Source organism: Pseudoalteromonas rubra, assembly GCF_005887095.1.
Classification (GTDB): Bacteria; Pseudomonadota; Gammaproteobacteria; order Enterobacterales; family Alteromonadaceae; genus Pseudoalteromonas; species Pseudoalteromonas rubra_E.
Genome location: NZ_PNCI01000018.1, coordinates 84,195 through 105,303, shown reverse-complemented (window position 1 = coordinate 105,303; position 21,109 = coordinate 84,195). Strand labels below are relative to the sequence as shown.

Genomic DNA, 21,109 nt, shown 5'->3' with positions numbered 1-21,109 from the left:
TTATGGCGTACAGTAATAAAGTAATTGACCACGTGGAAAACCCACGTAACGTTGGTTCATTAGACAAGAACGATCCGAATGTGGCAACGGGTATGGTTGGCGCACCGGCCTGTGGCGATGTGATGAAGCTACAGATCAAAGTATCGGATCAGGGTATCATCGAAGACGCGAAATTTAAAACGTATGGTTGTGGTAGCGCCATTGCGTCATCGTCACTGGTCACCGAATGGGTGAAAGGTAAGACGCTTGACGAAGCGGGTGAAATCAAGAATACCGACATCAGCGCTGAACTAGAGTTGCCACCAGTGAAAATCCACTGTTCAATTCTGGCAGAAGACGCGATCCAGGCTGCAATTGCAGACTACAAGAGTAAACAGGCGAAGTAAGAGATAACTATGGCAGTGACACTGACAGAGTCGGCGGCAGGCCGAGTACAGACTTTTTTGGCCAACCGCGGTAAAGGCATTGGACTGAGAGTCGGCATTAAAACGACCGGCTGTTCAGGTCTTGCCTATGTACTTGAGTTTGTCGATGAGCTGGACGAAGGCGATGAGGTGTTTGAAGAAAAGGGCGTCAAGCTCATCGTCGATGCCAAGAGCCTAGTGTATATCGACGGTACTGAGCTAGACTACACCAAAGAAGGTCTGAATGAAGGGTTTAAGTTTAATAACCCGAATCAAAAGGACGAGTGTGGCTGCGGCGAAAGTTTCACCGTTTAATCTCTCTTGTGATTAAAAAATAGAAAGCCCTGCCTTGGTAGGGCTTTGCTGTATTGGATGCGTATGCGATATTTTGAATTATTCGATTTACCTGTCAGCTATCAAGTTGACCTGAGCGTTTTAAATCAGCGTTATCTTGACCTGCAACGCGCGGTTCATCCGGACAAGTTTGCCCACCTTGGCGAGCGTGAAAAACTATTGGCGGTACAAAAGACCGCAGAGATCAACGATGCGCTGGCAGTGCTGAAGCACCCGGTAAAGCGTGCTGAGTACATGCTGAGCGAGCGTGGTGTGGATATTCGCGCTGAGCAACAAACCCTGCAGGATCCGGCCTTTTTGATGCAGCAAATGGAGCTGCGTGAAGCGTTGGAGGACATTCAGCATAGTGGCGATCCGGAAGCGGAAATCGAGTCATTTGAAGCGCAAGCCAAACAGCTGGAGCAGCAATATAGCGCTGGCCTGGGTGAGCTTTTAGCGAGTGACGACGAGACTGAATTAAATCGTGCGGCGGATCATATTCGCAAACTCAAGTTTGTTTATAAGTTGAAAGACGAATTGTCTAGAATTGAAGACAGCCTGTTCGACTGATTGATACGGTGTGGCTGCAACATGCAGCGACAACCAGCTTCACCAAAGTGAAAGAGCATTATGGCATTATTGCAAATTGCTGAGCCGGGGCAGAGCGCGGCACCTCATGAACATAAACTGGCCATCGGGATTGACCTGGGCACCACCAATTCGTTGGTTGCCACAGTGCAAAGTGGTGAGACCAAAACCCTGACGGATATCAATGGCGATGCGATGTTGCCTTCTGTGGTTCGTTATCATGGCGAACAGGTAAGCGTTGGTAAATCGGCGCAGCAAGAAGCCGCATTGGATCCGGAAAATACCCTGATCTCAGTAAAGCGCTTTTTGGGTAAAACGGCCGAAGAAATTGCCAGCAGCTATGGTCAGCTGCCTTACACCTTTGTTGAGCATCAAGGCAGTCTGGCGGTTCAGACTTGTGCCGGTCCTGTCAGTCCAGTTCAGGCATCGGCTGAAATACTCAAATCACTCCATCAGCGCGCAGTTGAAAGCTTTGGTGGTGAGGATGTGATGGGTGCGGTCATCACTGTGCCTGCCTACTTTGATGATGCACAGCGTCAGAGCACCAAAGATGCTGCTGAAATTGCCGGTCTTAAAGTATTGCGCCTGTTGAATGAACCAACCGCTGCGGCAGTCGCTTATGGTCTGGATTCAGGTCAGGAAGGCGTGATTGCCGTTTATGACTTAGGCGGTGGTACCTTTGATATTTCTATCCTGCGGCTGAATAAAGGCGTATTTGAAGTGCTGGCCACCGGCGGCGACTCAAGCCTGGGCGGTGACGACTTTGATGCGCTATTGGTGAATACTTTTAAACAGCAAACCGGATTAACCGACCTGACTGCCAAAGAGCTGCGCCTGTTCATCAACAAAGCTAAGGCGTGTAAAGAAGCGCTGACCAGCTATGAAACAGTGAACGTGAAGTTGCCTGTGCGCGAGCAGGAATTCACCGTGACCATGACCCAAGCACAGTTTGCTGACCTGGCAGAGGAACTGGTTAAGAAGACATTGCGTTCTTGTCGCCGCGCGCTCAAAGATGCGGGCGTTGAAAAAGAAGAAGTGCTGGAAGTGGTGATGGTGGGTGGTTCAACCCGCATGCCTGTGATCCGCAGCGCCGTCGAAACTTTCTTTGCTAAGCCCCCATTGACGTCGATTGACCCGGATCGGGTTGTTGCACTGGGCGCCGCAATTCAGGCAGATATTCTGATCGGCAACAAGCCTGATTCGGATATGCTGTTGCTGGACGTTTTGCCATTGTCTTTAGGCCTGGAAACCATGGGCGGGCTGGTTGAGAAGATCATCCCCCGCAATACCACCATTCCGGTTGCCCGTGCGCAGGAATTTACCACCTTTAAAGATGGTCAGACGGCCATGTCGCTGCATGTGTTGCAGGGCGAGCGTGAGCTGGTTGATGACTGTCGCTCTTTGGCTAAGTTCAGCCTTAAAGGCATTCCGCCAATGGCGGCAGGAGCGGCACATATTCGCGTAACCTTTAAGGTGGACGCGGACGGTTTGCTGAGTGTGTCTGCAATGGAGAAATCCACTGAGGTACAGGCTGAGATCCAGGTTAAGCCGTCGTTTGGTCTGAGCGATGACCAGGTTGCACAGATGCTCAAAGACTCAATGAGTAATGCCAAAGAAGATATGCAGGCACGTATGCTTAAAGAGCAGCAGGTTGAAGCGCTGCGTGTACTGGAAGCACTGGAAGCCTCACTGGCGACCGACAGCGCGCTGCTTAATGAGCAAGAGTTGACGGCATTGCGCGATGCGATGGCCGGGCTTGATAACGCACGATTAACGGCCACGGATCCACAAGCGATCAAAGCGGCAATCGAACAGGTGGATGAGGCAAGCAGTGAGTTTGCATCACGCCGTATGGATGTATCAATTAAACACGCACTGCAAGGTCAGTCGGTAGACGAGGTGTAATATGCCACAGATTATCTTTTTACCCCATGAAGAACTTTGCCCGGAAGGCGCAGCCATTGAAGCTGAGTCAGGCAAAACTGTACTGGATGTGGCGCTGAAAAATGGTATCAGCATTCCCCATGCCTGTGAAAAATCCTGTGCCTGTACGACCTGTCACGTGGTGATCCGTGAAGGGTTTGACTCGCTTGAAGAAAGCGACGAACTGGAAGACGATATGCTGGACAAAGCGTGGGGGCTGGAAGCTGAATCCCGGCTGGGTTGTCAGGCGGTGATTGCCGACGAAGACCTGGTTGTGGAAATCCCCAAATACAACCTCAATATCGTCAACGAAGAGCATTAATCTTTGTCACGACAGGGCCGCATTTAGCGGCCCTGTTCAGTTATGGAAGGAGCGTTTGCTATGACACTTATCACCGAACAAAGCCACTCCTTGGTGAATGGCAGTCCCTGGCAATCACAGCGGCAGTTAACGGTACATAACCCGGCCAACGATGTGCCCATCGCGACTGTTTCCATTGCCGATCACGAGGCGGCAGAGCACGCACTGAGTGCTGCACAAGCTTGTTTTGATACCCTTAAACAGCGCCCTGCCCAGCAGCGGGCTGAGGTGTTGGCGCGTTGGCATCAGCTTATTCTGGACAATGAAGCGGCGCTTGCTGAGCTAATGACCAAAGAGCAGGGCAAGCCGCTTCGTGAAGCGCAGGCTGAAGTCAAATACGCAGCTGGTTTTGTTCAATGGTTTTCCGAGGAGGCTAGACGTGCTTATGGCGAAGTGATCCCATCGCACAGTCCCTCGCACCAGCTGACAACGATAAAGCAGCCCGTTGGTGTGGTGCTGGGGATCACGCCCTGGAACTTTCCATTGGCTATGATCACGCGCAAAGTGGCACCGGCTTATGCTGCGGGTTGCCCCTTTATTCTTAAGCCGTCAGAAGAAACGCCTTTGAGCGCCATTGCTTTGGCCAAATTAGCGTTAGAAGCTGGGTTTGAAGATGCCGCTTTTCAGGTTCTGGTAACCGATGATGCTGAGGCGCTGGTAGCCCCCTTACTGGCAAACCCTGTGGTGCGTAAGCTGACTTTCACCGGCTCCACATTAGTGGGTAAAAAACTACTGGCACACAGTGCCGACACGGTAAAACGGACCTCAATGGAGTTGGGCGGCAATGCGCCCTTCATTGTTTTTTCCAGTGCTGATATCAGTGAGGCGGTGGCAGGCTTGATGGTGGCTAAGTTTCGAAATGGCGGGCAAACCTGTGTGGCCGCCAATCGGGTTTTTGTCCATCAGGATATACAAGAGGCGTTTACCAATGCACTCATTGAGGCGGTTGCCAAACTGGTGGTCGGCGACGGGTTAGAGGCGAATTCCGATATCGGGCCTCTGATTAACCAAAGGGCTAAAGACAAGGCGCAGAAGTTGATTGAGGATGCGCTTAGCAAAGGGGCTCAACGGATTTATAAGGGAGTGGACGGAGCCGGCAACTTTATGGCACCGACCATTTTGCTTGATGTGACCGAAAAGATGGACATTTACCATCAGGAGATTTTTGCGCCGGTTGTCAGCATCATTGCATTCAGTGACGAACAGACCGTTATCCGTCAGGCCAATGCGGTCAATGAAGGACTTGCTGCTTATTTCTATTCTCATGATGTGTCTCAGATCCATCGGATGTCGATGGCGCTTGAATATGGCATGGTTGGCATTAATGAGGGGGCTATTTCGAATCCGGTTGCACCGTTTGGTGGGATGAAGCAATCTGGTCTGGGGCGCGAAGGAGCCAGAGAAGGGCTTCAGGAATTTCTTGAAACTAAATACCTGTGCCAAAAGTTTCATAACTAATTGTTCCGCTATGTGGAACTTTCTGTTCATTTTTGAGAGTGCGGTGCGAATAGATGCTGGATTTTATTCGCATTGAAAATCTATTTTATTCAACTTTATCAGTTGTTTATATGTCAATGCGCGGGTGTTATTCAGCGTTTTTAACATGTACCTGTTATCTCACTTTTTACAACGACTTTTATTTTGTGGCGAAGCTATGTACACTAGCCGTTTAAATTTTGATTGGCTGGAAATTGTCTATGTACACTGGGAAGGAACCGACTCTGGTGATCCTGGCTGCGGGCCTGGGTAAGCGGTTTGGCGGTAATAAGCAAGTTGCGGTATTGCCAGACTTTAACTGCACCATTATGGAACTGAGTATTCAGGATGCACATGCAGCCGGGATCCGTCACGTCGTGCTAGTCATTAACCAACAGGTTAGGCCTCTGATAGAGCAGGAAATTTTACCGCGGCTCTCGTGCGAACTGCAGGTTGAGCTTGTTGAACAAGCCATCATGGATGTGCCACCGCGCTTTAACGGCAAAGCACAATTACGTCAGAAGCCCTGGGGAACCGGCCATGCACTGCTGTGTGCAAAACCTCATATCCCAGGCACTGCCATTGTGATAACGGCAGATGACTATTACGGTCCTGGTGCTTTTAAGCAACTGGTTTGTCACTTTGCAGAGCCAGAGCAAAGTGACATGGCCATTGTCGGCTACCCATTAGAGCAAACCTTGTCACATCAAGGTGGCGTAAATCGAGGAATATGCCAAACTCACAATGGCTGGTTAACAGAAGTCGTTGAATATCTGGATATTCAGCGGGGGGCTGAAGGTCTGTCGGGTAACTCTCCCGAGGGCGGACGGGTTATTTTACCGACAACTGCGCTGGCATCGATGACTTGTTGGGGCGTAACGCAGAGGTTATTAACCCAGCTTGAAGTCGAGTTTTGTCGGTTTATAGAAAATTATGACAGCGATGTCAAAAGCGAGTATTATTTGCCTGACTGTATCCAAAGCTGTATGCAGCAGGGCCTGCTCAGAGTGCGTGTGCATCGTGCCTGTGATCGCTGGTTTGGTATCACTTACAAAGAAGAATTAAAGAGAGTCTCAGGATTATTATATGAACTACGTCACGGATGAGCCTATCACCTGTCACAGTATTGAGAGTGGCAATGAGGTTATAATGAAAAATCGCGCAATTGCAGAAGTCTTGTCGCAGCAATTTGGTCTGCATGGAGACTCTGTTTCTCTTCGTCCTATTGGCAATGGACATATCAATACAACGATGTTGCTAAAAAATAAGCAGCGCGCTTTGGTTGTGCAAAAACTCAATACAGTTGTTTTTCCAGAGCCCGAGCAATTAGTCAAAAATGCGAGAAAAATCGAGCAGCATCTGGAAAATAAGGCCAAAGATGGAGGCTACGAGTTAGCTATCATTCGTCATGTATCTACAGTCAGTGGCGACTACCTGGTGGATATTGAGGGCGAAGTCTGGCGGGCGTTAGAGTTTATTGGTGGCAGTTACAGTGAAGATGTCGTCGACAGTGAACAGAAAGCGGCAGTTGCAGCGAATGCTTTTGGTCAGTTTGCATCTGCATTGGATGATTTTGATGCAACCCAGCTCCATCATGTGATCCCCGATTTTCACAATCTGGCAATGCGCATTGAGATGTTTGAAGACGTTCTCAGTCGCGATCCGCAGGGACGTGCAGCCATGTGTCAGGAAGAAATTGCGTTCTGTCGCGCGCAATTTTCACTTGCACAAGAGGTGGCCAATGTGGAAGCGCAATTACCATTGAGAGCGTGTCATAACGACACCAAGATCAACAATATGCTGTTCTGTTCAGAATCAAACAAAGCACGAGCCGTCATTGATCTCGATACCTGTATGCCGGGTTATTGGCTCTATGATTTTGGTGATATGGTCAGAACCTTCTGCTCTCCGGAAGCTGAGGATTCGACTAACCTGGCAAATGTTAGGGTGCGAGAAGAGATTTTTGCTGCGCTGGTGAAAGGTTATAAAGGACCTCTGTCAGCAAGCCTGACTGACACAGAAAAGCACAGTTTTATTCTTGGTGCGAAAGTCATGCCGCTTATGATTGGTTTACGCTTTCTTACCGACTATCTGGATGGAGATAATTATTTCGCCACAAAGCATTCTGAGCATAACTTACAACGTGCGAGAAACCAGTTTGCCTTGTATCAGGATATCGTCGCGAAACAGGTTCAGTTGGGTCATATTATTGATGCCGCCTGAGTTTTAACCGGTAAAAAAGCGTCGTCAGGCGCTTTTTTTATGCCTGAAATACCTACAGCGCCGATACAGGCATCTCGAACATCGCTTTGTACCGATTAAATATCTATTTGTCGCAACGCTTTTGCAACTCTGTGTACAATCCGTTAGCGTTCAGGGGAAGTATCTTCGAGGATAATAATAATGACAAATTTAAATCGCCGGGATTTCCTTAAAGCTGCCGGAGTTGCGGCGGCCGCAGGCGTGGTCTCAGGGTGTGTGCAGAGCAAAGCTGATCCGTTGCAAACTGTGCCTAAGCGCCAGGGTAAATCAGTCATTGGGCTGATAGCACCAAAAATGGATGTGGTTCGTGTCGGTTTTATTGGGGTAGGCCAGCGGGGCTATGGTCATGTTAAACGCATGAGCCACATTGACGGGGCTGAGATTGTTGCCTTGTGTGATACCCATGATGAAGTGTTACAGCGCTCAGCAAACTACCTCGCTGAGCGCGGGGTGAAAGCGCCTGCGTTGTATCAGGGGTCTGAATTAGCGTATCGGGAAATGCTTGCCCGGGATGATATTGATATCGTTATCATTTCAACTCCATGGCGCTGGCACGCCCCTATGGCTGTGGATACCATGGAAAGTGGTAAGCATGCCTTTGTCGAGGTGCCACTGGCCCTGACGGTCGAAGAAATGTGGCAACTGGTTGATACCGCAGAGCGTACTCAGAAAAACTGTATGATGATGGAAAACGTCAACTATGGCCGTGATGAGTTGATGGTACTGAATATGGTGCGGCAGGGCCTGTTTGGTGAACTGTTACATGGTGAAGCGGCTTATATTCATGAGCTGCGCTGGCAGATGAAAGAGCTGGAGCATAAAACCGGCTCCTGGCGCACTGAGTGGCACACTAAACGCAACGGCAATCTCTATCCTACCCACGGTCTGGGGCCGGTTTCTCAGTATATGAATATCAATCGGGGCGACCGGTTTGATTATTTAACCTCAATGAGCTCACCGGCACTGGGCCGGGCTGCTTATGCTGCGCGTGAATTTGAACCGGGCCATCAGCGCAATCAATGGCAATATGTGGCTGGTGATATGAATACGACTTTGGTAAAAACGGTTAAAGGGCGTTCTATCATGATCCAGCACGATACGACGACGCCGCGCCCTTACTCCCGACATAACCTGATCCAGGGCACCAATGGCGTGTTTGCCGGGTTCCCGAATCGCATTGCGCTGGAGCAGGGGGGCACCAAGTCTTTCCATGAGTGGGATGAGGATATGAGTGCCTGGTATGCCAAATATGATCACCCCTTATGGCTGAAGATGGGGGCAGAAGCCGAGCGCAATGGCGGTCATGGTGGCATGGACTTTTTGATGTTCTGGCGGATGATTTATTGTTTACGCAATGGCGAGCCACTGGATCAGGATGTCTATGATGGCGCCGCATGGTCAGTGATTTCGCCCTTGTCGGCCCAGTCAGTTGCAAATCGCAGTGAGTCAGTGACCATCCCAGACTTTACCCGGGGTGCCTGGGAAAGTGCAAAACCATTGGGGATTGTTGGCACATAGTTGCTTGCCAACACAGATCATCCAATCCGGGTGTGGTATTATTTCGGGGTTGATACCTGATAGATGCTCACACTCGGAGGTAGGTTTGCGCGGATCATTTAAAACTCATGTCTTTTTGTGTCTGATCTTATCGATCACTATGCTGGCTATGGGCTGTAGTATGACCTCAAACGGCGCCCAGCAAACGCACCATCCCAGTGAGCTTCAACAGCAAATAAATAACTATATCGCCACCTATCAGGCGCGTCAGGACTTTGAACACTTTCTGTCTTATTATGCCGATGATGTGCAGCTTGAAGATATGATCTATGGGTTTGCTGTCAAAGATAAGCAGGCGCTGGCTGAGTTTTTTAACTGGTCAGCGGGAAATGTAGAAATTCTGGATGGTGAACAAACCTTTACGCTGGACGAGGTGATCGTCAACGAGCAGCAAAGACGTGCTGTTATTCGTGGGACCTACGTCCGCTTTATGTATGAAGGGCGGGAACTGGGGCCCTGACGATTTACAACCGTGTTGCATTTTAACTCGGACAATAAGATTTCCTATCAGCAGGATTGGATCAACTACCGGCCTCTTACATTGACAGACGGTGGTAGTAATTTAAACAATCTAAGCAACTAACTCCTTTATTACTCTGGCGAGGACTCTGCTATGCAACTCTCTGTTGAGATCAGCAAATATCCACTACACTCGGACTATATTCCTTTTATCAAAGATTTTATTGAGCGGCTGAATCAGCACCCGGAACTCAAAGTAGTAACAAATACCATGTCTACCCAAGTGTTTGGCGACTATGATGTACTGATGGCAGTATTGTCTAAGCAAATGAAGCACTCATTTGAACAGTTCGGTAAAATAGTGTTTGTCTGTAAATTTATCAGTGGCGATCTGTCACCTCAATCATGATGCAGTGGCTTACTGAAACTCTGGCCGGGTTTACCGCTATGTCGATGTGGGAATACCTGGCAGTTATTTTATCCGCGGCATACTTGTTACTGGCAATTCGGGAAAACTCCTGGTGCTGGCCAGCGGCATTTGTTAGTACATTTATTTATACCGTGATGTACTGGAACGGTGCCTTGCTGATGGAATCATTGCTTAACTTTTACTACATGTTTATGGCGGTGGTTGGTTGGTGGATGTGGCGCAGTGGCAGGCAGGATAAATCATTGCCCATAGTGTCCTGGTCCTTATTGCGACATGCCGCAATTATCCTGATCACTTTAGTTGTGGCATTGGCGATAGGGTATGTCATGGACAATTATACTCATGCTGAACTGGCCTATCTGGATAGCCTGACGACTTGCTTTGCTGTGGTTACAACTTATCTTGTTGCCCGCAAGGTACTGGAGAACTGGTTGTACTGGGTGGTGATCGATGCCGCGTCCATGTATCTGTACTACCTCAAGGGCTATTATCCCACGCTGGTGCTGTTCGGCTTCTATACCGTGATGGTCTGTTGGGGCTATGTACGCTGGTACGAGGTCCATCAAAACAAAGAGGGTAAGCCGCTTGCCGTTTTGTGATGCCCAACTCAAAGGCTTACTCAGGCTGGTCTTTGAGGATGCTTCAATCCGTACTTTACGACCACTCGATAAAGGGTTAAGTAATAAGAATTACTACCTGGAGGTAGGGCAGCAAAGCTATCTGCTTAAGCGTTATTCAAATGCGCTGCCCACAATGGCATTGGATGCGCAACGTCAGCTGGCAAAGATTGGCGTGGCGCAATCTCCGGTCGTCTATGATGCCCATACCCGGCTGGCTTTGTTTGAATTTGTTACGCAGAGTGATGAGGCTATCAGTCTCAGTGAGGCGCTATTAACGAGGCTTCACACATTACATCAGTTTGTATTACCTGAGATCGGGCTTCTGAGTTTGAATGCCGTCCTGACTGAGGCGGGGCAGGTGTTGGCGCAGTCTGCATATGCTGCGCAACTGTGCTCGCAGTTGGCTCAGTTTGAGGCAGATATCTGTTTTTGCCACAATGACTTGGTCAGGGATAATATATTGGCGACGGCGCAGGGGCCAGTGTTTATCGATTTTGAATACGCGCAGTACAATGACCGGTATTTTGATTTAGCAGCTCTGTGTGCGTCATTTTCACTGACCGTACACCAGGGTAATGCCATGCTGAATCAGTATTATACACTGGCGGACATCGCTATGCCTGCTTATGCCCAAGACAAGCTCAAGTGCTATGTTCAGGTTTATCTGTTACTGAGTATCGGCTGGTATCAGCAGCGTGGACTAGAACAGTATATAAGCCCTTTATTGGTACAACAAATAGCCTGGCGGGATTAGTTGCTTCGCTCAGTCATGTCAGCCCGAAACCATTCGGGCAATAGAACAGGCTGATAACGAAGCAAGTGGAAAAAAGAGGGGGAGCCTTTCGTGGGGCTAAATACCTCCCAACCGCTGTGCCAGTTCTTTATACTTTTCTACGTCTTCTTTATCAAAAATCGGTTCGCCCTGGTCGTCCTGTTGTTTGGCAACCAGAAGGTTTTCGCGTGCCAGTCGTCTGACGCGCTCCACTTTAACATCTAAAAATTCAGCAACTTGTTCAGTGGTCATTGGAGTCATAATACGGTCCTCTCAGATGATGTCATGTTAATACAGGAAGACCAATTTCCCTTGTATTAACAGGTCGTCATTATTGTTATTGTTCTAAGCATAGTTAAATATCGCGAATTTCGCTCTATGTGAAGTCTTTTTTCCAGTTTTAGACCATAAATTAAGCATATAGACAACAATGACTGGTATTTGCTGCTCGATATGATTATTATTGGCACCACTAAGATGCTGCTCTCGTGGTGAAATGGATATCACGTGGCCCTCCGGAGGCCAAGTTCTAGGTTCGATCCCTAGCGAGAGCGCCATTTTAAGCTTCTCACTTTCTAATTTCATATCAAACGCTTAAATCCACTTTCTACGTTTAAAAAGTACCGCAACCGCGACCGTCAATACCACCAGTGAAATCACAAAGACAGTGAATGACCAGGGGTTCTCTGTGCCGGGGATGCCACCAATATTTACGCCTAACAAACCCGTTAAAAAGCCCAATGGCAAAAACAAAGCGGCGACGACAGACATGATATACATGCGCTGGTTCAGTTGTTCATTGAGCTGGTTGGCGATACTTTGTTGTAGTACCTGCGCGCGTTCTATACTGGCTTCGAGTTCTTCAATGTAGCGGCTCAGGGTATTGTTGGCTTCACCCAATAACCGCCGCTGTTCAAGGCTGAGCCAGCTTACCTTGGTATCGATCAGGTCATAGATTGCCTGGCGCTGCGGTTTAATATAACGCTTTAATGAGATCACCTGGCGTCGCAGCAGGGTAATTTGATGGTAGTCAGGCTGAGACTCTTCTTTATCCAGTTGCTCTTCAAATTCGTCCAGCTGTTCTTCAACCTGCCATAGTGTGTCTTGCATACGGTGTGTCAGACGATCAATCAAAGCACAAGTCAGGTCGCTAATTGTGTGCGCACCTGCACCATCTAGTAGGGCATCACGTAAATCTTCGATAGAGATCAACACTCGCTTACGACAGGTGATCAACAGGTTTTTACTGACAAAACAGCGGACTGAAACCATGTCTTCGGGATTTTGCCTCGGGTTTAGATTAACGCCCCGTAAAAAAAGTAATAAGCCCTGACTGGCCCGGGTCACGCGAGGGCGGGTTTCTTCGGCAAGTAGTGCCTGCCATTCCCACTCCTGTAAGCAATCTAGCTGGCTGAGAAAGTGTTGTACGGCCTCACAGGTATAGTCGAAATGCAACCACATTGGCTGTTCGTCTTGGAGTGCCTGTGCCAGGTCAGTGACAGGCACCGCGCCACCCTGACCATTGAGGCTAAGCGCATGAAGTAAGCCTTCCATATTCAATCCCTACAGGTAAACAGGTATGTTTATCATTGGTTAGCAGAGGTGTTTTGGCAAGCGCCACTACAGTATTTTACTGAGCACCTGATTAACCGCTCGGATCACCTCATCGCGACACTGATTAATAAAAAAGTGATCGCCATGGAAGTAGTGAATATCAATAGTGTGGTCACTAAGGTCTTGCCAGCCATGCAGTTGTTCAGAGCTGATATCACTATCATCATACCCATGGAATACGGTGATTGGGCAAGGCAGGGCAATTGCTTCGCCCTGATAGCACTCGGCAATCTGAAAGTCGGCTCTGAGTAAGGGCAGCAGCAACTCCATCAGTTCTTTGTGTTCCAGCAGCTCCTTAGGGGTCCCGTTGAGCTTATATAACTCAGCTACAAAGGCGTCGTGAGGCAGGTTGTGGATCCGCTCTTTATCTGAGGACGTATGAGGGGCGCGGCTGCCTGAAGCGATGAGGTGACGTGGCAGAGGCGCATTTCGTTTGGCCAGATGTTTAGTGGTTTCAAAAATAACCCGACTGCCCAGGCTGTGCCCCATCAGAACATAAGGTTTCTCGGTCAGAAACGGCTGATGTGCAAGTAGTTCGTCGACTTTACGCTGCATGTCAACATGGGCCGCTTCTCCCATGCGAGCACCTCGGCCGGGGAACTGTAGCAATACCAGCTCTACATCGGGGTGCAGTTCATTACTCCAGGGCATATAGATCGCTGGAGAGCCCCCGGCATAGGGAAAACAGAAGAGTCTGAGTTTTGCATTGGGATTCGGTTTAGGTATTACAAAAAGCTTGTTGTTCATATCGTTATGTCTTTTTCTGAAATTGGGAACTATCCTACCAGACGATATTAAGTTACGTCATTTTATTCAAAAAATATTCACATCATTAGGGACGTACAGAATCGAATTGGCCTAGTGTTGCGCGAAATCCTGATTGAACTTGCCTTCATTGATTGTTAAAAGTGCCAAGATCGGCGAAAATAGTGCACGATTAAAAATGAACCCGCCGGATGACCCTGCAAAGTGTCGTGCGCACACTTTGCGCAGCATGTATGGATCCGCGTATAACCAAAAGAATTGACTAATGGCAGATCAGACTTTCCTCAATGAAATAAATAAGCGACGTACTTTCGCTATCATCTCGCACCCGGATGCGGGTAAGACCACCATCACAGAAAAAGTATTGTTGTTCGGTAAGGCCCTGCAACAAGCCGGTACGGTTAAAGGTCGTGGTTCCAACCAGCATGCAAAGTCAGACTGGATGGACATGGAAAAAGAACGGGGTATCTCGGTCACCACATCGGTGATGCAATTCCCGTACAACGACAGCCTGGTAAACCTGCTGGATACGCCGGGACACGAAGACTTCTCGGAAGATACCTATCGTACCCTGACCGCTGTGGACTCGTGCCTGATGGTAATTGACGCCGCTAAAGGTGTTGAGGATCGAACTCGTAAGCTGATGGAAGTCACTCGTCTGCGTGATACGCCTATCGTGACCTTCATGAACAAATTGGACCGTGATATCCGCGACCCGATGGAGCTGCTGGATGAAGTTGAGACCGAACTGAACATCATGTGCGCGCCCATTACCTGGCCGATTGGCTGTGGTAAAGAATTTAAAGGCGTTTACCACATTCATCGCGACGAGACCATTTTGTATCAAACTGGTCAGGGCCACACCATTCAGGACGTCCGCACCATTAAGGGGCTCGACAACGCAGACTTAGATGCCGCCATCGGCGAAAGCCTGGCAGAGCAGCTGCGTGAAGAGCTGGAACTGGTCATTGGTGCCTCACATGAATTCGACAAAGAGTTATTCCTGAGCGGCGAACTCACACCGGTATATTTCGGTACTGCATTGGGTAACTTTGGTGTAGACCATATGCTTGATGGCCTGACAGAGTGGGCACCATCACCGCTGCCGCGTCAGACGGACGAGCGTGAAGTGAGCGCCGACGACGAGAAGTTCACCGGTTTTGTATTTAAAATTCAGGCCAACATGGACCCGAAACACCGCGACCGTATCGCCTTTATGCGTATCGTGTCGGGTAAATACACGCAGGGCATGAAAATGAACCATGTACGCCTCGGTAAGCAGGTGAGCATTTCAGATGCCGTGACCTTTATGGCCGGTGATCGTGAGCGTGCACAGGAAGCTTTTGCCGGTGACATCATTGGTTTGCACAACCATGGTACTATCCAGATTGGTGATACCTTCACTCAGGGTGAAAAGCTCAAGTTCAGCGGTATCCCGAACTTTGCCCCTGAGCTGTTCCGTCGTATTCGTCTTAAAGATCCGCTCAAGCAAAAGCAGCTACTGAAAGGTCTGGTACAGTTGTCTGAAGAAGGTGCGGTGCAGGTGTTCCGTCCGCTGATCAACAACGACCTGATCGTAGGCGCGGTTGGTGTGCTGCAGTTTGATGTGGTTGTGGCTCGTCTGAAGTCTGAGTACAACGTGGATGCCATTTATGAAAGCATTAGCGTGCAGACGGCGCGCTGGGTGAACTGTGATGATGAGAAGAAGCTGGCCGAGTTCCGCCGTAAGTGTGAGCAGAATCTGGCACTGGATGGGGGCGATAACCTGACTTATATCGCGCCAAGTCGCGTTAACCTGAATCTGTCGATGGAGCGTTATCCGGACGTACAATTCCATCAGACGCGTGAACACTAAACACTGTGGGCTGTTAAATGCCCGCAAAAGTAAGGGGGCGGGTTGATTTGAGCCATGGGCTTACCTTAAGCTGGTGAGTCCGGCCCGCCCGTTCGCTTAACTGAACTAGCCGCGTTTTATGCCGGCGCCTGAGGGCGCCGATGATGTTTGCTCAGTGCACACGCAGGCACTGACCCAAAGGAAACACAATGAACATTAAAAGTATTCTGATTGAAAAAGCTCTGTCTGCGATGGCCGCGGCAGGGATCCCTGAAGGCACTAACCCGGCGGTCACGCAAAGCACCCGCGCACAGTTTGGTGACTATCAGATCAACGGCGCAATGGGCGCCGCAAAAGCACTGAAAACCAACCCGCGTGAGCTGGCACAGAAGATCATCGATAATCTGGAGGTCAGCGACCTGGCTGCAAAAACTGAAATTGCCGGCCCGGGGTTTATCAATATCCACCTGAAGCCTGAGTTCCTGGCAACCAGCCTGGAAGCGGCTAATCAGGATGCCAAGCTGGGCGTAGCTGAGCACGCTCAGGCAAAAAACGTGGTGGTGGACTTCTCATCGCCAAACCTGGCCAAAGAAATGCACGTAGGTCACCTGCGCTCAACCATCATTGGTGATGCGGTGGTGCGCGCTCTTGAGTTCCGTGGTGACAAAGTCACACGTCAGAACCACGTGGGTGACTGGGGTACTCAGTTCGGTATGCTGATCGCCCATCTGGAAGACATGCTGGCACAAGGCATTGACCTGGAAAATGTGGCCCTGGCCGATTTAGAAACTTTCTACCGTGACGCTAAGAAGCGTTTTGACGACGAAGAAGGTTTCTCAGACAAAGCACGTGATTACGTGGTTAAGCTGCAAGGCGGCGATGCGCACTGTCAGAAGTTGTGGCAGCTGTTTATCGACACCTCAGTGAAGCACTCTGAAGAAGTGTACAAAAAGCTCAATGTAACGCTGACTCGCGACGACATCATGGCCGAAAGTGCCTACAACGATCGCCTGGCCGGTATTATCGAGCTGCTAAAAGAGAAAAACATTGCGGTTGAAGATCAGGGCGCGCAGGTGGTGTTCCTGGATGAGCTGGCAAACAAAGATGGTGAGCCGTCGGTGTTTATCGTGCAAAAATCTGGCGGTGGTTTCCTGTATGCCACAACCGATCTGGCGGCCTGTGACTATCGCTCTAATGAGCTGGGTGCCGAGCGTATCCTGATCTTTGTTGATGCGCGTCAGAGCCTGCACTTTAATCAGGTTGAGCTGACTGCCCGTAAGGCCGGTTTGCTGCGCGACGAAACCAGCTATGAGTTCTGTCCGTTCGGTACTATGATGGGCAGCGATGGTAAGCCATTCAAGACCCGTACCGGCGGCACGGTGAAGCTGGCTGAGCTACTTGATGAAGCCGTCAGCCGTGCCAGCGAAAAACTGGCTGACCGCGCGTCTGAGCTGAGTGAAGAAGCCCGTGCTGAAATCGCCCGTAAAGTGGGCATCGGTGCGGTAAAATACGCGGACTTATCGAAGCACCGTACCAGTGATTACATCTTCAATTGGGATACCATGCTGAGCTTTGAAGGCGCTACGGCCCCTTATTTGCAGTATGCTTATACCCGAGTGCGCAGTATCTTCCGCAAAGCTGGTGTAGACAGTGCCGCACTCGGTGGCAGCATCAGCATTGTTGAGCCACAGGAAAAGGCGCTGGCGCTCAAGCTTTTGCAACTGGAAGAAGTGTTAGACTTGATGATCGGCGAAGCAACACCGCACGTATTGTGTGGTTATCTGTACGAGCTGGCAAGTCTGTACATGACTTTCTACGAAGCCTGTCCAATCCTCAAAGACGATGTGGCTGCTGAGGTACGCGAAAGCCGACTGTTGCTGTGTAATCTGGTTGCCAGAACACTGCACACAGGTCTGGAGCTGCTGGGCATCGAGGTGATGGAGCAGATGTAAGCTCCGGGTGATATCATGCAGCTCACCCAGTCCATTACATGCTAGACTAAGGCCGCAACGTTGCGGCCTTTTGTGTTATATAAGGAATGACCACCATGAAACTTGATGATATTCGTCGCGAATATACCAAAGACGGCCTCTCCCGCGAGAAGCTGGATGACAACCCGATAGTGCAGTTTGAACGCTGGCTGCAACAAGCGGTGGATGCCAACCTCAGCGATCCGACTGCCATGGTTGTGGCCACGGTAGATGAACACGGTCAGCCGTCGCAGCGTATTGTGTTGCTCAAGCAGGTGGACGATAACGGCTTTGTGTTTTTCACCAACACCGGGTCGCGTAAGGCTCAGGAGCTCAAAGGCAATAACAAAATCTCATTGCACTTTCCCTGGCACAATCTGGAGCGTCAGGTCATTGTGTACGGTGAGGCCGAGCCGCTGCCAACCACCGCAGTGGCGAAGTACTTTCTGTCTCGTCCCAAGGAAAGCCAGCTGGCTGCCTGGGCATCACAACAGTCGCGTCCGGTGTCTTCGCGTCAGGCCCTGATGCAAACCTTTAACAGCATGAAAGCCAAGTTTGCCAAAGGCGATATTCCGCTGCCGGATTTCTGGGGCGGTTACTGTGTTAAGCCGCACCAGGTTGAGTTCTGGCAAGGGGGAGAGCACCGTCTGCACGACCGTTTTATGTACCGTAAAGACGTCAGCGGACAGTGGCAGGTTGAGCGTCTGAATCCATAGTGCCGTGCCTTATGCGCTTTATTGATACCCACTGCCACCTGGATTTTGATGAGCTCACAGACCAGTTGCAACAGCATCTGGCTGATGCGCAGGCGCTGGGCGTTGAGCGCTGTGTGGTGCCGGGCGTGACCCTGGCGCAGTGTCGTACTTTGCCTGCTTTTGCGCAGCAGTACCCTGGCATCAAAATCGCTTTTGGGCTGCATCCGTATTTTATGGCGCAGCATAAAGCGGGTGATATGGCGCAACTGGCCGCACTTGCACACCAGCATAGCCCAGAGCTGGTGGCCATAGGTGAGTGTGGAATTGATGCCATGGTGGAGGACATCGCCGCACAGCAGCAATTGTTTATTGAGCATATTGCGCTGGCCAATGCGCTTAAGTTGCCGCTGATTGTCCATCACCGCAAAAGCCATCATCTGCTGGCAGCGGCTTTTAAGCAACTGCCCCCCCAAAACGGCGGCGTTATTCATGCCTTTTCCGGCTCACTGCAAGATGCCAACACGTATCTCAAACTGGGGTTTAAACTTGGCGTGGGGGGCACCATCAGCTATCCGCGGGCAGCAAAAACCCGCACTACGCTGGCTCAAGTGCCGTTAGACTCACTCGTGTTGGAAACCGATGCGCCTTCTATGCCGCTTGCAGGTTATCAGGGACAGCCGAATGTACCTAAACGGGTGGTGGAGGTGTTTGAGCATTTGTGTGCCATTCGCAAAGAACCCCCTCAAAACATTGCAGAGGTAATTTACAAGACGTCGCAGGAAATATTAAGCAGATAACGCCCTGGATGAATACGTTAGCACTGGGATGATAGGTATAATTGCTGCAAAGAGGGGCTCACCCCTCTTGTGAGACTTTATGTGTTGTCTTAGTCTGTTACACAGTGTCTGCCTGGCTCAGTATTACAGTTAAAGTCAGACTGTCTGTTACCGCACCAGTATTGGCAAGAAACAGGACGAGTTTGAATCGTTCCGCCTGCTACATTTGGCGTGGCCTGAGCATCTAAATTACGTAGATTAGACAGCGTCTTCATATTTTTCTTTTTGATCTGTAATTTCATTTTATTTTCCTTAAACTTGAAATTGTACCAACGCCGAATTTAATTGCTCAGCGCGGTATGCTAATTACCCATTATGGTAACTCGCAGTTAAAACATTATTTTAATTTCTACCTGACGTCAATAGTTTTAACTTTTTGTTTCTTTTTAATAGTTTATAGCCCATGCCGGTTTTTAGGGTTACTGGCAATGCTACTGTTCATCAGCAACGCTATTGCGGATCTGACGTTTCACTTCCCAGCGCTTTAAGGCCCGGCCAATCTGCCAGGTAAAAATACAGGCAATAGCCAGCATCAGCAGCACCACGCGACCGAGTTCGTGGAAATGGCGGTGACTTTCTGCCATGGCAGATTCGGTTAAATACTCGACGCTGACAAAACCTATGGGTTGTTGCTCCGTATCATAAATGGGCTCAACAATCGGCTGCTTAGACTGAGTCAGCCCGGCTAAATGGCGGGGCAAGTCGGTTATTTCTGGTGGTGCATCCTGGCCATCGTTGCCGATAATAAATTGGCCTTGTTGATTGTAGAGCCTGACTGACAGTACAAATTCGTCACTGGCGAGGTGGTTACACAAAGCCCTGAGCTGTGGCGTATCCATGCGGCTGAGCGGCAAAGCAGCATTCAGCGCCAGTTGTTTAGTCAGGCTACGACCTGTGTGATCAGCATTAGTGTGTAACAGCTGATGAGAGCGAAAGCTGGTATTAAAGGCCAGCCAGGTAACGGTTAAAAAGCACATTGCCGCGACCAGCAGACGCAGTAAACGGCGGTTGCGTGACGAGGAGAGATATTCAAGGGCTTGTGTATTTTTCATAGATCTTGATTGCCTGCTGACATGCCATGGTTAAGATGTTACAAAGGGCGCATACCGTTACCAAACAAGTACTAATACATCGGTTCAGAAGAACCGGATATGACCCCAATCAGGAGTATCCATGTCAAAGTCACTCGCGTCAATCCAGTTGCGTGCCATCGCTGAGCCTGCTCAGCAGCTTCTTACCTTAGCAAAGTGGTACCAGATTGAAAACGAAGATCACCTTAAGCCTGGCGCTTGTCCATTGTCAGAAGGTGGTCAGTACTTGTGCTTCTTTGGTGATGAGCTCAGCGAGGAGACTGTCCTGGAGATTTTAGGCCTGTGCCAGCGTGCCGATATTGAAGTCACCAGGTTAGCGCTGTATCAACCCACAGCTGACATGGTACCCGGACTGGTTTTATATACCCAGTCGACACGCGATGTGCGCACGGCCATTCGCACATTAGCGGCACAGTGTGGCCTGCAAGGTGCCGCCATCAGCCAGCCGCCGAGCTTGCGCAAGCCCGGTTTACTGGTGATGGATATGGACTCCACGGCAATCAAAATTGAGTGCATTGATGAAATTGCCAGACTGGCTGGGGTGTATGATGAGGTTGCTGCCGTCACTGCACAGGCGATGGCCGGGCAGCTGGCGTTTAACGACAGTCTGCATCAGCGTGTTGCCAAGCTGTCCGGAGTCGAATTACCGCTTATTCAGCAACTCAAAGACAACCTGCCGCTGATGGAGGGCGTTGCCCAGCTGTGTGCGGTGCTCAAAGCACATCATTGGCATCTGGCGATTGCCTCCGGTGGCTTTACCTGGTTTGCCGAGGCGCTCAAAGCGCCGTTGCAGCTGGATGCTGTTTTTGCTAACACACTGGAAATTGCCGACGATAAGCTGACTGGTAAAGTACTGGGCGAGGTCGTTGATGGCAGCAAAAAAGCCGAGGTGCTTAAATCTCTGGCTGAACAGTTTGATATTTCGGCCAATCAAACCGTGGCCATGGGCGATGGTGCCAACGATTTAATCATGATGGCCGCTGCTGGCTTAGGCGTGGCTGTGCATGGCAAACCTAAGGTGGTCGAGCAGGCGGATGCCGCCATTACCCAAGGGTCTTTGACTCAGCTGCTTTATTTGCTGAGTGTCCCGGTTTAGTTGTGAGCTAATAAAAGCAAAGC

General features: G+C 49.9%; 23 protein-coding genes and 1 tRNA gene. 19 read left to right on the top strand and 5 right to left on the bottom strand.

Translation table 11 applies throughout. The annotated features are described in order from the left end of the window. Positions 1–2: 2 nt before the first annotated feature. From iscU to CWB99_RS09020, 13 genes are all read left to right on the top strand, one after another. Entirely contained in the window at positions 3–386 is a 384-nt protein-coding gene (iscU, locus tag CWB99_RS09080; protein WP_138544720.1) for a Fe-S cluster assembly scaffold IscU, read from the top strand. Positions 387–395: 9 nt separating this feature from the next. Then, positions 396–719: an iron-sulfur cluster assembly protein IscA gene (gene iscA / locus CWB99_RS09075; protein WP_046003656.1), complete on the top strand. Its 324-nt coding sequence runs from the start codon at positions 396–398 to the stop codon at positions 717–719. A gap of 63 nt (positions 720–782) precedes the next feature. Then, positions 783–1,307, top strand: coding sequence for a co-chaperone HscB (gene hscB / locus CWB99_RS09070; protein ID WP_138551086.1), 525 nt, complete (start codon positions 783–785; stop codon positions 1,305–1,307). A gap of 60 nt (positions 1,308–1,367) precedes the next feature. Then, positions 1,368–3,230 carry a Fe-S protein assembly chaperone HscA gene (hscA, locus tag CWB99_RS09065; RefSeq protein WP_138551087.1) on the top strand — a complete coding sequence of 621 codons (1,863 nt, stop codon included), beginning with the start codon at positions 1,368–1,370 and terminating at the stop codon, positions 3,228–3,230. A gap of 1 nt (position 3,231) precedes the next feature. Then, the gene (gene fdx, locus CWB99_RS09060) at positions 3,232–3,570 is read left to right on the top strand and encodes an ISC system 2Fe-2S type ferredoxin (RefSeq protein ID WP_010384025.1); all 339 of its coding nucleotides are present in this window, start codon (positions 3,232–3,234) and stop codon (positions 3,568–3,570) included. 60 nt (positions 3,571–3,630) lie between these two features. Beyond that, positions 3,631–5,067, top strand: coding sequence for an NAD-dependent succinate-semialdehyde dehydrogenase (locus CWB99_RS09055; RefSeq protein WP_138551088.1), 1,437 nt, complete (start codon positions 3,631–3,633; stop codon positions 5,065–5,067). A 239-nt stretch (positions 5,068–5,306) separates the two neighbouring features. Then, positions 5,307–6,191 carry a nucleotidyltransferase family protein gene (locus CWB99_RS09050; RefSeq protein WP_138551089.1) on the top strand — a complete coding sequence of 295 codons (885 nt, stop codon included), beginning with the start codon at positions 5,307–5,309 and terminating at the stop codon, positions 6,189–6,191. A 43-nt stretch (positions 6,192–6,234) separates the two neighbouring features. After that, the gene (locus CWB99_RS09045) at positions 6,235–7,308 is read left to right on the top strand and encodes a phosphotransferase enzyme family protein (RefSeq protein WP_138551090.1); all 1,074 of its coding nucleotides are present in this window, start codon (positions 6,235–6,237) and stop codon (positions 7,306–7,308) included. Between the two features lie 180 nt (positions 7,309–7,488). Next, positions 7,489–8,865: a Gfo/Idh/MocA family protein gene (locus CWB99_RS09040; RefSeq protein WP_138551091.1), complete on the top strand. Its 1,377-nt coding sequence runs from the start codon at positions 7,489–7,491 to the stop codon at positions 8,863–8,865. Between the two features lie 85 nt (positions 8,866–8,950). Further along, complete coding sequence (locus CWB99_RS09035; RefSeq protein WP_138551092.1) at positions 8,951–9,364, top strand: nuclear transport factor 2 family protein; 414 nt, start codon at positions 8,951–8,953, stop codon at positions 9,362–9,364. A 153-nt stretch (positions 9,365–9,517) separates the two neighbouring features. Further along, positions 9,518–9,772, top strand: coding sequence for a hypothetical protein (locus CWB99_RS09030; protein WP_138551093.1), 255 nt, complete (start codon positions 9,518–9,520; stop codon positions 9,770–9,772). Continuing rightward, positions 9,772–10,392, top strand: coding sequence for a nicotinamide riboside transporter PnuC (gene pnuC, locus CWB99_RS09025; RefSeq protein ID WP_138551148.1), 621 nt, complete (start codon positions 9,772–9,774; stop codon positions 10,390–10,392). Before CWB99_RS09030 ends, pnuC begins: the two co-directional genes overlap by 1 nt. After that, complete coding sequence (locus CWB99_RS09020; protein ID WP_171045298.1) at positions 10,379–11,167, top strand: choline kinase family protein; 789 nt, start codon at positions 10,379–10,381, stop codon at positions 11,165–11,167. The genes pnuC and CWB99_RS09020 overlap by 14 nt, the downstream gene beginning before the upstream one ends. A 96-nt stretch (positions 11,168–11,263) precedes the next feature. On the opposite strand, the gene CWB99_RS09015 is transcribed toward CWB99_RS09020, so the two are convergent. Next, the gene (locus tag CWB99_RS09015) at positions 11,264–11,446 is read right to left on the bottom strand and encodes a helix-turn-helix domain-containing protein (RefSeq protein ID WP_054015953.1); all 183 of its coding nucleotides are present in this window, start codon (positions 11,444–11,446) and stop codon (positions 11,264–11,266) included. A 221-nt stretch (positions 11,447–11,667) separates the two neighbouring features. Between CWB99_RS09015 and CWB99_RS09010 the strand changes: the two genes are divergently transcribed. After that, positions 11,668–11,742 (top strand) — tRNA-Arg (locus tag CWB99_RS09010). Between the two features lie 37 nt (positions 11,743–11,779). Here the strand turns inward: CWB99_RS09010 and CWB99_RS09005 are convergent. Next, on the bottom strand, positions 11,780–12,739 hold the full coding sequence (locus CWB99_RS09005; protein WP_138551095.1) for a zinc transporter ZntB: 960 nt from the start codon (positions 12,737–12,739) through the stop codon (positions 11,780–11,782). Positions 12,740–12,805: 66 nt separating this feature from the next. Next, positions 12,806–13,546, bottom strand: a complete 741-nt coding sequence (locus tag CWB99_RS09000; RefSeq protein ID WP_138551096.1) for a thioesterase II family protein — start codon at positions 13,544–13,546, stop codon at positions 12,806–12,808. A 283-nt stretch (positions 13,547–13,829) separates the two neighbouring features. On the opposite strand from CWB99_RS09000, the gene prfC reads away from it, so the two are divergent. The 4 genes from prfC to CWB99_RS08980 all read left to right on the top strand — a co-directional run bounded on the left by prfC (position 13,830) and on the right by CWB99_RS08980 (position 18,860). Further along, on the top strand, positions 13,830–15,419 hold the full coding sequence (gene prfC / locus CWB99_RS08995) for a peptide chain release factor 3 (protein WP_138551097.1): 1,590 nt from the start codon (positions 13,830–13,832) through the stop codon (positions 15,417–15,419). Between the two features lie 188 nt (positions 15,420–15,607). After that, positions 15,608–17,350, top strand: coding sequence for an arginine--tRNA ligase (gene argS, locus CWB99_RS08990; protein WP_138551098.1), 1,743 nt, complete (start codon positions 15,608–15,610; stop codon positions 17,348–17,350). 95 nt (positions 17,351–17,445) lie between these two features. Beyond that, positions 17,446–18,084 carry a pyridoxamine 5'-phosphate oxidase gene (pdxH, locus tag CWB99_RS08985; protein ID WP_138551099.1) on the top strand — a complete coding sequence of 213 codons (639 nt, stop codon included), beginning with the start codon at positions 17,446–17,448 and terminating at the stop codon, positions 18,082–18,084. Positions 18,085–18,095: 11 nt separating this feature from the next. Beyond that, positions 18,096–18,860, top strand: a complete 765-nt coding sequence (locus CWB99_RS08980) for a TatD family hydrolase (RefSeq protein WP_138551100.1) — start codon at positions 18,096–18,098, stop codon at positions 18,858–18,860. A gap of 89 nt (positions 18,861–18,949) precedes the next feature. On the opposite strand, the gene CWB99_RS08975 is transcribed toward CWB99_RS08980, so the two are convergent. Further along, a complete protein-coding gene (locus tag CWB99_RS08975; protein ID WP_010384061.1) occupies positions 18,950–19,141 on the bottom strand; it encodes a hypothetical protein in 192 nt (63 codons plus the stop codon). A 189-nt stretch (positions 19,142–19,330) separates the two neighbouring features. After that, complete coding sequence (locus tag CWB99_RS08970; protein ID WP_138551101.1) at positions 19,331–19,951, bottom strand: AhpA/YtjB family protein; 621 nt, start codon at positions 19,949–19,951, stop codon at positions 19,331–19,333. Between the two features lie 121 nt (positions 19,952–20,072). On the opposite strand from CWB99_RS08970, the gene serB reads away from it, so the two are divergent. Next, positions 20,073–21,086: a phosphoserine phosphatase SerB gene (gene serB, locus CWB99_RS08965; protein WP_138551102.1), complete on the top strand. Its 1,014-nt coding sequence runs from the start codon at positions 20,073–20,075 to the stop codon at positions 21,084–21,086. The last annotated feature ends 23 nt before the right edge of the window (positions 21,087–21,109 follow it).

Excerpts from the sequence above, each read along its gene's own strand:
- iscU (WP_138544720.1), top strand. The coding sequence starts at position 3 with ATGGCGTACAGTAATAAAGTAATTGACCACGTGGAAAACCCACGTAAC.
- iscA (WP_046003656.1), top strand. The coding sequence starts at position 396 with ATGGCAGTGACACTGACAGAGTCGGCGGCAGGCCGAGTACAGACTTTT.
- hscB (WP_138551086.1), top strand. The coding sequence starts at position 783 with ATGCGATATTTTGAATTATTCGATTTACCTGTCAGCTATCAAGTTGAC.
- hscA (WP_138551087.1), top strand. The coding sequence starts at position 1,368 with ATGGCATTATTGCAAATTGCTGAGCCGGGGCAGAGCGCGGCACCTCAT.
- fdx (WP_010384025.1), top strand. The coding sequence starts at position 3,232 with ATGCCACAGATTATCTTTTTACCCCATGAAGAACTTTGCCCGGAAGGC.
- CWB99_RS09055 (WP_138551088.1), top strand. The coding sequence starts at position 3,631 with ATGACACTTATCACCGAACAAAGCCACTCCTTGGTGAATGGCAGTCCC.
- CWB99_RS09050 (WP_138551089.1), top strand. The coding sequence starts at position 5,307 with ATGTACACTGGGAAGGAACCGACTCTGGTGATCCTGGCTGCGGGCCTG.
- CWB99_RS09045 (WP_138551090.1), top strand. The coding sequence starts at position 6,235 with ATGAAAAATCGCGCAATTGCAGAAGTCTTGTCGCAGCAATTTGGTCTG.
- CWB99_RS09040 (WP_138551091.1), top strand. The coding sequence starts at position 7,489 with ATGACAAATTTAAATCGCCGGGATTTCCTTAAAGCTGCCGGAGTTGCG.
- CWB99_RS09030 (WP_138551093.1), top strand. The coding sequence starts at position 9,518 with ATGCAACTCTCTGTTGAGATCAGCAAATATCCACTACACTCGGACTAT.
- pnuC (WP_138551148.1), top strand. The coding sequence starts at position 9,772 with ATGCAGTGGCTTACTGAAACTCTGGCCGGGTTTACCGCTATGTCGATG.
- CWB99_RS09015 (WP_054015953.1), bottom strand. The coding sequence starts at position 11,446 with ATGACTCCAATGACCACTGAACAAGTTGCTGAATTTTTAGATGTTAAA.
- CWB99_RS09005 (WP_138551095.1), bottom strand. The coding sequence starts at position 12,739 with ATGGAAGGCTTACTTCATGCGCTTAGCCTCAATGGTCAGGGTGGCGCG.
- CWB99_RS09000 (WP_138551096.1), bottom strand. The coding sequence starts at position 13,546 with ATGAACAACAAGCTTTTTGTAATACCTAAACCGAATCCCAATGCAAAA.
- prfC (WP_138551097.1), top strand. The coding sequence starts at position 13,830 with ATGGCAGATCAGACTTTCCTCAATGAAATAAATAAGCGACGTACTTTC.
- argS (WP_138551098.1), top strand. The coding sequence starts at position 15,608 with ATGAACATTAAAAGTATTCTGATTGAAAAAGCTCTGTCTGCGATGGCC.
- pdxH (WP_138551099.1), top strand. The coding sequence starts at position 17,446 with ATGAAACTTGATGATATTCGTCGCGAATATACCAAAGACGGCCTCTCC.
- CWB99_RS08980 (WP_138551100.1), top strand. The coding sequence starts at position 18,096 with ATGCGCTTTATTGATACCCACTGCCACCTGGATTTTGATGAGCTCACA.
- CWB99_RS08975 (WP_010384061.1), bottom strand. The coding sequence starts at position 19,141 with ATGAAATTACAGATCAAAAAGAAAAATATGAAGACGCTGTCTAATCTA.
- CWB99_RS08970 (WP_138551101.1), bottom strand. The coding sequence starts at position 19,951 with ATGAAAAATACACAAGCCCTTGAATATCTCTCCTCGTCACGCAACCGC.
- serB (WP_138551102.1), top strand. The coding sequence starts at position 20,073 with ATGTCAAAGTCACTCGCGTCAATCCAGTTGCGTGCCATCGCTGAGCCT.